Annotated in this window: 11 protein-coding genes; 5 read left to right on the forward strand and 6 right to left on the reverse strand. The window is 74.9% G+C overall.

Going from position 1 to position 12,100, the window contains the following annotated elements; translation table 11 throughout:
* Positions 1 to 50: 50 nt before the first annotated feature.
* On the reverse strand, positions 51 to 833 hold the full coding sequence (locus tag ACFXMG_RS20340; protein ID WP_383831069.1) for a hypothetical protein: 783 nt from the start codon (positions 831 to 833) through the stop codon (positions 51 to 53).
* 240 nt (positions 834 to 1,073) lie between these two features.
* Here ACFXMG_RS20340 and ACFXMG_RS20345 point away from each other — a divergent pair, with 240 nt between their 5' ends.
* Entirely contained in the window at positions 1,074 to 1,820 is a 747-nt protein-coding gene (locus tag ACFXMG_RS20345; protein WP_384119766.1) for a transglycosylase family protein, read from the forward strand.
* Here the strand turns inward: ACFXMG_RS20345 and ACFXMG_RS20350 are convergent.
* The 3 genes from ACFXMG_RS20350 to ACFXMG_RS20360 are packed head-to-tail and all read right to left on the reverse strand — an operon-like array spanning position 1,801 to position 5,416.
* Positions 1,801 to 2,472 (reverse strand): ATP-binding cassette domain-containing protein, encoded by a 672-nt coding sequence (locus ACFXMG_RS20350; protein WP_383818328.1) that lies wholly within the window; start codon positions 2,470 to 2,472, stop codon positions 1,801 to 1,803. The genes ACFXMG_RS20345 and ACFXMG_RS20350 overlap by 20 nt on opposite strands.
* The gene (locus ACFXMG_RS20355) at positions 2,469 to 4,961 is read right to left on the reverse strand and encodes an ATP-binding cassette domain-containing protein (RefSeq protein ID WP_383818327.1); all 2,493 of its coding nucleotides are present in this window, start codon (positions 4,959 to 4,961) and stop codon (positions 2,469 to 2,471) included. The genes ACFXMG_RS20350 and ACFXMG_RS20355 overlap by 4 nt, the downstream gene beginning before the upstream one ends.
* A complete protein-coding gene (locus tag ACFXMG_RS20360) occupies positions 4,949 to 5,416 on the reverse strand; it encodes a hypothetical protein (protein ID WP_383818325.1) in 468 nt (155 codons plus the stop codon). The genes ACFXMG_RS20355 and ACFXMG_RS20360 overlap by 13 nt, the downstream gene beginning before the upstream one ends.
* A gap of 136 nt (positions 5,417 to 5,552) precedes the next feature.
* Between ACFXMG_RS20360 and ACFXMG_RS20365 the strand changes: the two genes are divergently transcribed.
* From ACFXMG_RS20365 to ACFXMG_RS20375, 3 genes are all read left to right on the forward strand, one after another.
* Positions 5,553 to 6,068 (forward strand): hypothetical protein, encoded by a 516-nt coding sequence (locus ACFXMG_RS20365; RefSeq protein WP_383818324.1) that lies wholly within the window; start codon positions 5,553 to 5,555, stop codon positions 6,066 to 6,068.
* The gene (locus ACFXMG_RS20370; protein WP_383818322.1) at positions 6,046 to 7,359 is read left to right on the forward strand and encodes an ABC transporter substrate-binding protein; all 1,314 of its coding nucleotides are present in this window, start codon (positions 6,046 to 6,048) and stop codon (positions 7,357 to 7,359) included. The genes ACFXMG_RS20365 and ACFXMG_RS20370 overlap by 23 nt, the downstream gene beginning before the upstream one ends.
* Before the next feature lie 64 nt (positions 7,360 to 7,423).
* Positions 7,424 to 8,710, forward strand: coding sequence for a glycosyltransferase (locus tag ACFXMG_RS20375; protein WP_383818320.1), 1,287 nt, complete (start codon positions 7,424 to 7,426; stop codon positions 8,708 to 8,710).
* Positions 8,711 to 8,716: 6 nt separating this feature from the next.
* Here the strand turns inward: ACFXMG_RS20375 and ctaD are convergent, their stop codons facing one another.
* Complete coding sequence (ctaD, locus tag ACFXMG_RS20380) at positions 8,717 to 10,423, reverse strand: cytochrome c oxidase subunit I (RefSeq protein WP_383818319.1); 1,707 nt, start codon at positions 10,421 to 10,423, stop codon at positions 8,717 to 8,719.
* Positions 10,424 to 10,685: 262 nt separating this feature from the next.
* Between ctaD and ACFXMG_RS20385 the strand changes: the two genes are divergently transcribed.
* A complete protein-coding gene (locus ACFXMG_RS20385; RefSeq protein ID WP_383818317.1) occupies positions 10,686 to 10,901 on the forward strand; it encodes an I78 family peptidase inhibitor in 216 nt (71 codons plus the stop codon).
* A gap of 68 nt (positions 10,902 to 10,969) precedes the next feature.
* Here ACFXMG_RS20385 and ACFXMG_RS20390 read toward each other — a convergent pair whose 3' ends face one another.
* Positions 10,970 to 11,869 carry a phosphatase PAP2 family protein gene (locus ACFXMG_RS20390; protein ID WP_383818315.1) on the reverse strand — a complete coding sequence of 300 codons (900 nt, stop codon included), beginning with the start codon at positions 11,867 to 11,869 and terminating at the stop codon, positions 10,970 to 10,972.
* Between the last annotated feature and the right edge of the window lie 231 nt (positions 11,870 to 12,100).

Genomic DNA, 12,100 nt, shown 5'->3' on the forward strand with positions numbered 1-12,100 from the left:
CGGGACCCCCGGCCCGCGCGCCGGCCCTATCCCCGGCCGCCCGTCGTCCATCAGGTCCCGGCCAGCGGCATCGCGGCGGCGACCAGGCGCCCGTTCGCCGCGGCCTTCTCCAGGGCGTCGCGCAGCAGGTCCTCGCGCGGCTGCTGGCCGATCGAGCCGACCGGCGCGGCGAAGACCAGCACCGTGTGCGACTTGTTGGCCGCCGCGCGCCAGCCCTCGGTGACCTGGAGCGGCTGGTGCGCCTGCCACCAGGCGGTCTGGCCCGCGCCGCCGATGCCCGGCTGGAGCACCGAGTGCAGCTGGCCCATGGCGACCAGGACCGACCAGCCGGGCAGCGCGGCCGGGCGGCTGTTCAGGTCGCCGACCGGGTGGAAGCCCTGCTCGGCGAGGAGCGGCAGGAACTCGTCGGTGAGCCCGCCGGACCCCGGTCGGGCCACCGGCGCGGTCGGCTCCACGACCAGCGCCGGGTGCAGCTCGCCGTCGATCAGGACGAGCCCGCTGGTGACGCCGAGCACGGCCTGCTCGGGGTGGGCGGCCGACAGCGCGTCGGCGGCGTCGGCGGCCGTGATGGAGGCGACGGCGCCCTGGAGCTGGTCCTCGGCGACCCGGACGACCTGCGACGGGATGCAGCTGGCGTGGGCGAACGCGAGGACCGCGGTCTCGTCGCCGACGAACAGCACCGTGCTGGTCCGCTCCTGCTCGGAGTCGCCCGGCGTGCGGCAGGAGGTGCAGTCGTAGCTGCCCGGGGCGTTGTCGCCGGCGAGCAGCCGGTCGGCTTCTTCGTCGCCGATCTCGGCGCGTACGTCCTCGCTGACGTCGAGCATGCGCGGCACGGAGGGCTCCCTGGAGTCGGTAAGGACGGACCCCGGGCCTTTCCCGGGTGTCTCATGCCGAGTTCAACGGGTCAGGCGCGGGCGGGGTCACGCGCGGAAGCCGGGCAACTTGGGCCTCCGGCGCGTGCGGAGGGGCGGGCCGGGGCGCCACGGGCGCCGGTGACTCCGACCGGGTGGCAAGTGAACAGTGTTCCGCGCGGCACGGGGCCGGGCCCGGGGAGCCCGACCTAGCCTGCGGCGATGTCGATGATCCGATTTTGGACAGCCGGCTCGCTCGCGGCGGCCTCCGCGGCGGCGCTGCTCGCCCTCCACCAGGCGCCCGTCGCCGCCGCCGCGCCCGGCGACGACGGGCCCGGCGGCGGAGCGCCCGGAGCACCCGGAGTGCCGGGAGCCCCCGGCGTACCGGCGCTGCCGGACGTGGCGGGCACCGCCGCCGAGTCCGGGCTCGCGGCCGCAGCCGACGCGCTCGCCGCCGCCGCGGCCGCCGTGGAGGCGGCCAAGGGCGGCGCGACCGGGGCGATGCCGCCGCCACCTGCGCCGGGACCGGCCGGCGCGCCCGCGTACGCCTGCGCCAAGGACCAGTGGCCGTGGGGCTGCGTCGCCGAGTGCGAGAGCAGCGGACGCTGGGACGTGAACACCGGCAACGGCTACTACGGCGGGCTCCAGTTCTGGCAGCCGACCTGGATCGAGTACGGCGGCCTGAAGTACGCCCGCCGCGCCGACCTGGCCACCCGGCAGCAGCAGATCACCGTCGCCGAGGACGTCCTGCGCGTGCAGGGCTGGGGCGCCTGGCCCGTCTGCTCCAAGCGGTACGGGCTCAGCGGCCGCGTCCACACCGTGCAGCCCGGCGACACCCTCGCGGGCATCGCCCGCCGCTTCTCCGTCAAGGGCGGCTGGCAGCGCCTCTACGAGGCCAACAAGAGCCTCATCGGCCCCGACCCGAACCAGCTCCACGTCGGGACGATGCTCAGGATCGCGCCCCTCTGAGGCGCCGCGCGGCGGCCGGCTCCGCCGCCTCGCCGCTGAAGACGCGGGAGCCGCGCCGCAGCTCGTGCAGGAGCGTGCCGCGCGGCAGCCCGTCCGGCACGCGCTGCTCGGCCAGCACCACCGCCGCCCCGCCCCCGGCGGCGAGGGCGCCGAGCAGCGCGTACGTCCGGGCCGCGACCGGCGGCGCCATGCCCAGGGCCGCCTCGTCCACCAGCACCACCCGCGCCGGACGCAGCAGCGCGCGCGACACCGCCAGCATCCGCCGCTCCCCGCCGGAGAGCGTCCCCGCGGCGCGGGACAGCAGGGGGAGGAGCTCGGGGTACGGGACCGGGGCGTCCGGCCCCGCGAGCGCCAGGTTCTCGGCGACGGTCAGGCCCTCGTACACCGCGCCCCGGTCCGGTACGAAGCACAGCCCGCGGCGGGCCCGCTCGTGCGGCGGCAGCCCCGTCACGTCCTCGCCGCGCCACAGCACCCGGCCCGCCGCGAGCCGTACCGTCCCGGCCAGCGCGCGCAGGGCCGTGGTGCGGCCCGCGCCGTTGCGGCCGGTCAGGACGGTCACGGTGCCCGCGGGGACGGGCAGGTCCAGGCCGTGCAGGGCCTCCAGGGGGCCGTAGCGGACCCGTGCGCCGTACAGCTCCATCTCCGTGCTCATGACCGGAGCCGGCCTCCCTCCATGGTGTGGACGGAACGGGCGATGCCGGCGACGAGGTCCAGGTCGTGCTCGACCACGAGGACGGTCAGGCCGTCGGCGGCGAGCGCGGCGAGCAGCCGGGACAGGGCCTGGGTCTCCGCCGCGTCCAGACCGGCGGCGGGCTCGTCCAGGAGCAGCGTGTGCGGGCCGCCCGCCAGGGCGCGGGCCAGCTCGACCCGGCGCAGGGTGCCGGTCGGGAGGCCCGCCGAGGGCAGCGAGCGCACCGGTCCCGCGAGGCCCGTCAGGAGCAGCGCGCGCTCGGTGGCGGCGGCGGGGCGGTCGCGGTGCCGGCCGTGCTCGGCGCCGACGCGCACGTTCTCCTCGACGGAGAGTGACGGGAAGAGGGCCGGTTGCTGGAAGGTCCGGGCGATGCCGAGCCGCGCCCTGGTGTGCGCGGGGCGGCCGGTGATGTCCGCGCCGTCCAGGAGGACCCGCCCGCGGCGGGGCCGGGCGGCCCCGGCCAGGCAGTCGAAGAGGGTGCTCTTGCCCGCGCCGTTCGGGCCGACCAGGGCGGTGACCTGCGCGGTCGGCACGACCAGTCCGACGTCCCTGAGGGCCGTCACGCCGCCCCGGTGCACGAACCACAGGCCCTCCGCGCGGAGCCGCACGGCGGGCGCGGGCGGCGGAGGGCGGACGGTGCCGAGGTCTTCGGGAGTGCCCTTGAGGCTGCGCGGGGCGTCCTGGGCCGGGGCGCGTGTGAGGAGGGCGGTCAGGGGCGGGACGCGGCCCGTCTGGGTGGCCAGGAGACCGATGGCCAGGGCCGCCGCGCCGGCCGGGCCCGCCGTGTCGAGGGTCAGCAGGAGGGGCGCCGCCAGCAGCGGGGTCAGGAGGTTGTCGGCGCCGAGGACCACCACCGCGGCGAACCAGAGGAGGCCCCTCAGCGGGTCGAAGGCGGTCGGGTCGAGGGCCTGCACGCCCATCGTGAGGAGGCCGCCGCCGAGGGCCGCCAGGGACGCGGCCAATGTGAAGGCGAGCAGCTTGAGGGCGGTCGAGGCGATGCCCGCCGCCTCGGCGGCCGGCTCGTGGTCGCGCAGGGCCGCCAGCGCCCGCCCGGCCCGGCCCCGGCGGAGGGCCGCCACCAGGAGCAGGGCGACCGTCAGGAGGAGCAGTTCGAGGACGTAGTAGGCGCGGTCGGTGGTGAAGCCCGCCGGGCGGAGCGGGGCGGGCAGGTCCGCCGTCGCGTACGGCTGGGTGAGGACGAAGCGGCTCACCGCGACGCCGACCGCGAGGGTCGCCAGGGCGAAGGCGAGGCCGCGGCGCCGGATCGCCGGTCCGGCGGTCAGCAGGCCCGCCGCGCCGGCCAGGGGGACGGCCAGGGCGAGGGCCAGGAGGGCGGGCAGGCCGGCGGCCGCGAGGAGCGCGGTGAAGAGGGCGCCCAGGCCCGCGTAGGCCGCCTGGCCCAGGGCGATCTGGCCCGCGCGGCCCGTGACCACGGTCAGCGACAGCAGGACGATCGCCAGCGCCGGGACCTGGATCGCGGTGCGCAGGTCCGGGCCCGCCACGACCAACGGGAGGAGGAAGCAGACGGCGGCGACGGGCCAGAGCGCCGGGGGCGTACGGGCGGCGCGGGGCGGGGGCGGCAGCGCGTCCTGGCCCTTGCCGCCGATGCCCGGCAGGACGAGGGCCGCGACCAGCAGCGCGATCACGAACAGGTTGGCCCCCACCGACCGCAGCAGCGGCTCCGCCCAGCCCTCCGGGTGGAAGCGGGTCAGCTGGGCCTGGGTCACCCCGATGAGCAGCGCCGCGCCGATCGCGACGGGCAGCGACCGCATCCGGGCGATGACCGCGACCGCCATCACCTCCACCACGAGCAGCGGCAGCCCGTACGGGTCGAGCCGGACGTACGGGGCGAGCAGCACGCCCGTGAGTCCGGCGGTGAACGCGCCGAACGCCCAGCCGGCCGCCGCGACCCGGTCCGCGTCCACCCCGCCGAGGACCGCGAGCGGCCGGTTGTCGACGACGGCCCGCAGCCGCCGCCCGAAGCGGGTCCACCGGGTCACCGCCGCCACCAGGCAGGCGACCGCCACGACCGTCGCGAGCTGGAGCCACGGGTCGTCGCCGAGCAGCACCGGAGCGTCGTCCCTGGCCCCTGGGCCCCAGAGGAGGACCGCCGCGCCGACGAGGAGGACGAAGACGCCGGTCGAGGCGACCAGGGTGCGGGCCGGTCCCGCGCCGGCGCGGGCCAGCGGGCGGAAGACCGCCCGGTCGAGCAGCAGGCCGAGGCCAGGGGCCACCAGCAGCAGGGTGACCAGGGCGGCGGGCCACAGCGGCCACCCCCAGACGGCCACGAACTGGCGGAGCACGTACGCGCAGATCATGGCGACCGCGCCGTGCGCCAGGTTCAGCACCCCGGTCGCCCGGTGGGTGACGATCACGCCGATGCCGGTGAGCGCCGCCGCGCTGCCGACCGCGAGGCCGGCCAGCGTCAGCTCGTACGTCAGGGAGGCCACGGCTCACACACCGGGCAGGGCGCCAGGGCGGGGTCCCCGGCGGCCGGTACCGCGTCCGCCCGGCCCGCCATCAGCGGGCAGTCCGGCCGGTGCGCGAGCGTGCCGCCGGGGACGCGCAGCGGGGGGCCGTCGGAGGAGGGCGGGGGAGGAGGGGCGCCCGGATCGGCGAGCGGGGCCTTGCCAGGGGACCCGCCCAGGGCTCCGTCCAGGGCTCCGTCCGGGGCTTCGGCCGGGGGCAGGGGGCCGGTGGGGCCGGGGGTCCGTGCAGCCGTCGCCGCGAGCACCGCGCCTGCCACGATCAGGGCCGCCCCCGGGACCGTGCACGAGGCGAGATAGGGCAGCTGGCGCTCGGCGAAACGCTCGCCCGAGATCCCGTACCAGCCGAGGACGCACAGCAGCGCGCCCCCGGCGGCCGCCACGAGGCCGCTCCACCACAGGATCCGGGCCGTCGGCACCAGGGGCCTCCGTCGCCACGCCGCTTCGGGTTCTTCCCTCGACTATGCCCCGTATCCTTGCGATCTGCCCCGTATCGTCCGACCCTGGAACCATCAGTCGTACGGCCCGCGTCACGCACACCCGGTGGTGAGCCAGATGGTTCTCAGGCGACGAGCGGCCGCCCTCGCGGCCGCGGCGGCACTGCTTCTCGCCCCGACCATGGCGGCCTGCTCGGACGGCGACGGCGGGTACTCGACGGGCACCACGACCACCACCGCGCCGCCCACCACGGCCGAGCCGCCGGCGGCGGACGAGCCGGCCGACCCGGCGGCCGCCCGCGCGGAGATCGAGCGGAACTGGGCGGCCTTCTTCGCCGCGGACACCCCGGCCGCCGAGCGGGTGAAGCTGCTGGAGAACGGCGAGGAGATGCGGGAGGTCCTCGCCGCCTTCGCCGGCAACCCGCAGGCCGCGGCGACCACCGCGAAGGTCACCGGGGTCGCCTTCACCTCGGCGACCGGCGCCGACGTCACCTACGACCTGCTCGCCGGCGGCAACCCGCTGCTGCCGGACTCCCGGGGCACCTCGGTGTTCCAGGACGACACCTGGAAGGTCTCCGTGAAGACCCTGTGCGGCCTGGTGAAGCTCAGCGGTGTCACCGTCCCGGGCTGCTGAGAGAGCCGCGGCGCGGCTCCCGGCCCTGCTGCTCGTCCTCCTCCTCGTCCTCCTCGCGGGGTGCGGCAGCCGGCTCCCGGAACGCGCCTTCGAGACGCGGCCCACCGCCAACCCCTCCGGCGGTGAGCCGCTCCGCGTCGGCATCATCACCAGCGCCACCAGCCCCGTCGGCGGCGAGGCCCTCACCGGGCCGCGCGACGGCGCCCTGGCCTGGTTCGACGCCCTGAACGCCGCCGGCGGACTCGACGGGCGCCGGGTCGAGGTCGAGACCTGCGACGACGGCGGCAGCGGCGTCGGCAACACCGCCTGCGTCCACGAACTCCTCGACGAGCGGAAGGTCTTCGCGCTCGTCGCCACCACGGCCCTCGACTACGCGGGTGCCCCGCTCGTCGCCCGCGCCGGCGTGCCCGACATCGGCGGCCAGCCCCTCACCCCCGCCTACGACACCCACCCCCACCTCTACTCCCTCTACGGCAGCTCGGCCCCGCGCACCGGCGCCTCGCCCGGCTGGGACGGCACCCTGTACGGCGGGACCGAGGTGTACCGGTGGTTCGCGCGCGAGCAGGGGGCGCGGACCGCCGCCGTCGTCTCGTACGACCAGCCCGCCTCCGCCGCCTACGCCCGGCTCGTCGTGCAGGGGCTGCGGGCGGAGGGCTACCGGGTGGTGACCGAGCGGGTCGACTTCGTCCTGCCCGACTTCCGGGCCGTCGCCGCCGATCTGCGCGAGCGCCGGGTCGACCTGGTCTTCGACGCGCTGGACGCCCACGGCAACACCCGGCTCTGCGAGGCGATGGAGGCGCTCGGCGTCCGCGTCACCGCCAAGGTGACGAACGTGCAGAACTGGACCTCCTCCGTGGCCCGCGCCTACGCCGAGGCGCCGGCCTGCCGCGACTCCCTCTGGGTGACCGGGTCGAGCCGCAACTTCGAGGACACCGGACACCCGGCCGTCCGCGCCTTCCGGACCGCCATGGGGGACCGGGAGCTGTCCCAGTGGCAGCTGGAGGGCTGGGCGGCGGCCATGTGGTTCACCGACGCGGCCCGCTCCTGCCTCGCCCGCCCCGACAAGGGCGGACTCACCCGGACGTGCGTCGAGGCGTACCTGGACCGCCCGGAGCCGTACACCGCGCGGGGGCTGCTGCTGCCCGTCCGCTTCGAGCGCCTGGAGAGCCCGCCCGCGACCCGCGAGACGTGTCTCTCGGTGGCCCGCTGGCAGGACGGGCGGGGGTGGGTGAGCCAGGGCGAGATGACCCGGAACTGCGCGACCGTCCCGCAGCTCGGTTACCGGCCGTGAGGAAGGCCGCCGGCGGAGCAGTACAGTCGGCCCGACCGACCAACTGACCGGGGGGAACCGGCAGATGCGCATCTCCTTCCTGCTCCACAACGGCTACCACTACGGCGGAACGATCCGCACCACCTTCACGCTCGCCGAACAGCTGGCGGAACGTCACGAGGTGGAGATCGTCTCGGTCTTCCGCCACCGTGACCGGCCGCGCCTCGGCCTGCCGTCCGGGGTGACCCTCCGTCATCTCGTCGACCTGCGGCAGGACTCGCCGGACTACGACGGCGACCACCCCGACTTCCACCTGCCCGCCCGGGTCTTCCCGCGCGGCGACGGACGGTGGAAGCAGTACAGCGCGCTCACCGACGCGCGGATCGGGGACCACCTGCGCGGGGTGCGGGCGGACGTCGTCGTCGGCACCCGGCCGGGGCTCAACGTGCACCTGGCCCGGCAGGCCGGGGGGACCGGGCCCCTCCTCGTCGCCCAGGAACACCTGATCCTCGACGGGCACAGCCGCCGGCTGCGCCGGGACATCGCCCACGAGTACGCGCTCCTCGACCTCGTCACCACCGTCACCGAGGCCGACGCGCGCGCCTACCGGCGGCTCGGGCTGCCGGACGCCGTCCGGGTCGCGTCCGTGCCCAACAGCGTGCCCGTGCCCGCCGTCCCGCCCGCCGACCCGTCCGCCCGGGTGGTGGTGGCGGCCGGCCGGCTCACCCGGGTCAAGCGGTACGACGTCCTCGTCGACGCCTTCGCCGAACTGGCCGCCGACCACCCGGACTGGAGCCTGCGGATCTACGGCAGCGGGGACGCCGTGCAGGACCTGCGCGGGCCGCTGGCCCGGCAGATCGAGGCTCGCGGGCTCGGCGGGCAGGTCCGGCTGATGGGCCAGGTCCACCCCATGGAGCCGGAGTGGGCGAAGGGCTCCATCGCGGCGGTCACCTCCGAGCGGGAGGCGTTCGGCATGACGATCGTGGAGGCGATGCGGTGCGGGCTGCCGGTGGTCGCCGCGGACTGCCCGCACGGGCCGCGCGAGATCGTCGAGGACGGGGTGGACGGGCGGCTCGTCCCCGTCGGCGACCCCGGCGCGGTCGCCCGCGCGCTGCGCGAGCTGATGGCCGACGAGGAGCTGCGGGCGAAGGCGGGCAGGGCGGCCCTCGTCTCGGCGGAGCGCTTCGACCCCGCGCGGATCGCCGCGCGCCACGAGGAGCTGTGGACCGGACTCCTCGCCCGCGACGCGCCCCGCCGCACGCACGCCCCGGCCGCCGCCGCGTGGCACGCGTGGACGGGCCGGGCGATCGACGCCGCGTACACCGCCAAGGCCGCGGCCGGCCGCACCCTGCGCCGCCTCGGGCTGCGCTGACGGGCGTTACGGGGTGTCCCGCCGGTCCCGCCCGTCCCGCCGGGTCGGGGGCGGGCTGGTGACCCGCATCCGCTCGTAGACGGCGAACTCCGGGTGGTGCAGGTCGAAGGCGGGGGACTCGGAGCGGATCCGGGGCACGGCCGTGAAGTTGTGGCGGGGCGGCGGGCAGGTGGTGGCCCACTCCAGGGAGCGCCCGTAGCCCCACGGGTCGTCGACCTCGACCTTCGGCGCGTACCGCCAGGTCCGCCACACGTTGTAGAGGAACGGCAGGGTCGAGATCCCGAGCAGGAGGGCGCCGAGGCTCGACAGGGTGTTGAGCGCCGTGAAGCCGTCCGCGGCCAGGTAGTCGGCGTACCGCCGGGGCATCCCCTCCGCGCCCAGCCAGTGCTGGACGAGGAAGGTGAGGTGGAAGCCGGTGAAGAGGGTCCAGAAGTGGACCTTGCCGAGCCGTTCGTCGAGCATCTTGCCGGTGAACTTCGGCCACCAGAAGTGGAAGCCGGCGAAGGTCGCGAAGACCACCGTGCCGAAGACCGTGTAGTGGAAGTGGGCGACGACGAAGTACGAGTCGGTGACGTGGAAGTCCATCGGCGGCGAGGCCAGGATCACCCCGGTCAGGCCGCCGAAGAGGAAGGACACCAGGAAGCCGGTCGCCCACAGCATCGGGGTCTCGAAGGAGAGCGAGCCCCGCAGCATGGTCCCGGTCCAGTTGAAGAACTTCACGCCGGTCGGCACCGCGATCAGGAAGGAGAGGAAGGAGAAGAACGGCAGCAGCACCGCCCCGGTCGCGAACATGTGGTGGGCCCAGACGACCACCGACAGGCCGGTGATCGTCATGGTGGCGGCCACCAGGCTCACGTACCCGAAGATCGGCTTGCGGGAGAAGACCGGGAGGATCTCGCTGACGATGCCGAAGAACGGCAGGGCGATGATGTAGACCTCGGGGTGGCCGAAGAACCAGAAGAGGTGCTGCCAGAGCAGCGCCCCGCCGTTGCCGGGGGCGAAGACCAGCGCCCCGAACCGCCGGTCGGCCTCCAGGGCGAGCAGCGCCGCCGCGAGGACGGGGAAGGCGATGAGCACCAGGATCGCGGTGAAGAGCACGTTCCAGGTGAAGATCGGCATCCGGAACATGGTCATGCCCGGGGCGCGCATCGCGACGATGGTGGCGAGGAAGTTCACCGAGGTGAGGATCGTGCCGAAGCCGGAGAGCGCGAGCCCCATGATCCACAGGTCGGCGCCGATCCCCGGCGAGCGCTCGGCGCTGTTCAGCGGCGCGTAGGCGGTCCAGCCGAAGTCGGGCGGTCCGCTCGGGGTGAGGAACGAGCCGATCACCATCAGCCCGCCGAGCAGGAACAGCCAGTACGAGAACATGTTCAGGCGCGGGAAGGCGACGTCGGGCGCGCCGATCTGGAGCGGCACCAGCTCGTTGGCGAAGCCGGCGAAGGTGGGGGTCGCGAAGAGCAGCAGCATGATCGTGCCGTGCTGGGTGAACGCCTGGTTGAACTGCTCGTTGGAGAGGAACTGGATCCCGGGCCGGGCCAGCTCCGCCCGCATGGCCATCGCCAGCAGACCGGCGAAGAGGAAGAAGACGAACGAGGTCACCAGATAGAGGTGACCGATCTTCTTGTGGTCCGTGGTGGTGAGCCAGTCGATCAGGATCCGGCCGTGCCGCTCCCGTACCGAATCCACCGTGCCGGCCGCCGTCTCGGTGCTCATCCGGTCAGCGTAAGCATTGTGTAAGGGAACAGTGAGGGAGCCGCGCACACGTCCGCGCAGAATTCGCCGGTTGGGCCCCTCGGCCGGAATGGGCGACGCCCGGATAATCCGCCCCGAACACTTCGTGCGAATCTCCGGCCGCCTTTTCGAATGACCGGAGAAACAGCCGGAATCGGGGGGTCCCACCGAGGACACGGTCATCGCGGAGGCCGTCGAGAAGTTGTGACGCAAGCGTGACCGCGGGAGGACTAACGTGAACCCCATGGCACCCATGTCGCGCAGCCCCGAACCGCCCCGAGACGCGCCCGAGTCCTATGTGGGCCTCGACGCGGACGCCGCCGCCCAGCTCGCCCGCACCCGCGGCTGGCGGGTCGTCCGGCCCCTCCCGCCCGGTGCGATCATCACCATGGAGTACCTCGCCGGACGCCTCAACTTCGAGGTCGCGGACGACACCGTCACCCGCTGCTGGATCGGCTGACCCGGACGCGCGAAGGGCCCCGGCCGGTGTGGCCGGGGCCCTTCGCGTACGCAACCGGGCTGTCGCGGTCAGGCGGTGAGACGGTCCGACGACGGCCTGGCACGGGCCGCCCGGGCGTGGCTCGCGGCCACCCCCACGGACTCCCGGGCCGGGTCCTCCTGCCCCGCCGGAGCGGGGAACAGGCGCGGCCCGCCGGCCGCCACCGGCAGCGAGGGAACCAGCCGGCGCCGGGCCCGCAGCCGCTCCCTGATCCGGTCCCGCCGGTCCAGGATCCACGCCTCCACCACGCCGATCACCGGCTCGCACCACGGCAGCGCGAGCAGGATCAGCAGACCGGCGGCCCAGCCGAGCAGCACGTCGCTCAGCCAGTGCGTCCCGAGGTAGACCGTCGTGAGCCCCACGCCGAGGGCGACCACGGCGGACAGTGCCGACAGATAGCGGCGGGCCCGCGGGGTGGTGGCGAGATAGGCCAGGATGCCCCAGGTCACCACCGCGTTCGCGGTGTGCCCGGAAGGAAATATGTCGCCGCCCGCGAACAGTTCGGCCGAGCCGATCTGTGTCGCGTAGTGGGGGCCGAGGCGGCCGAGTCCGAGCTTCACCGCGCCGACGGTGACGTTGAGGAGCAGCAGCGCCGCGCCGAGGGAGAGGAGCGGCCGCAGGGTGTGCTGGCGCCAGGAGCGCCAGCCCAGCCAGGCCGCCACCATCACCGCCGTCGGACCCCGCTGGCCGAGGACGACGTAGTAGTCCAGGAACGCGTGCAGCTCCGGCCACTGCTGGTAAGGACGGAAGAGCATGATCTTCCAGTCGAGGGTCACCAGCCAGGTGGACAGCAACACCGCCACCACGATCAGGAGATAGAACGCCGACGTCCCGCCGAAGAGGGCGAGACGCGTCCGGGTCATCCGCGGGACCTCTATCTTCGGCGGGACCGGCTCCCGGTCCAGCCGGGCAAAGATGTCGGTACGCACCCAATCGACGTTACAGGGGGTGAGGAGGCGACCCCGGCGATCCGCTCCCTTCGTGATGACGATGTGATGTGGAGTGGGTCTCAGCGGCCCCCTTATTCCGGACCCCCGTCGGAAAATCCGATGACCTTCAGCCCTAGGGGCGCCGGGGGTGATTCCGGAAGCCTGTTTGTATGGCACGGAATTACTTCAAACACCCGTCCGTGCGGAATTCCATGCGACGCACGGGCCCGG

The sequence above is a fragment of the Streptomyces sp. NPDC059201 genome, assembly GCF_042754585.1.
GTDB lineage: Bacteria > Actinomycetota > Actinomycetes > Streptomycetales > Streptomycetaceae > Streptomyces.

Bases quoted from the DNA above. Each gene is read 5' to 3' on its own strand.
- ACFXMG_RS20385 (WP_383818317.1), top strand. From the start codon at position 10,686: ATGGCACCCATGTCGCGCAGCCCCGAACCGCCCCGAGACGCGCCCGAG.
- ACFXMG_RS20375 (WP_383818320.1), top strand. From the start codon at position 7,424: ATGCGCATCTCCTTCCTGCTCCACAACGGCTACCACTACGGCGGAACG.
- ACFXMG_RS20345 (WP_384119766.1), top strand. From the start codon at position 1,074: ATGTCGATGATCCGATTTTGGACAGCCGGCTCGCTCGCGGCGGCCTCC.
- ACFXMG_RS20365 (WP_383818324.1), top strand. From the start codon at position 5,553: ATGGTTCTCAGGCGACGAGCGGCCGCCCTCGCGGCCGCGGCGGCACTG.
- ACFXMG_RS20350 (WP_383818328.1), bottom strand. From the start codon at position 2,472: ATGAGCACGGAGATGGAGCTGTACGGCGCACGGGTCCGCTACGGCCCC.
- ctaD (WP_383818319.1), bottom strand. From the start codon at position 10,423: ATGAGCACCGAGACGGCGGCCGGCACGGTGGATTCGGTACGGGAGCGG.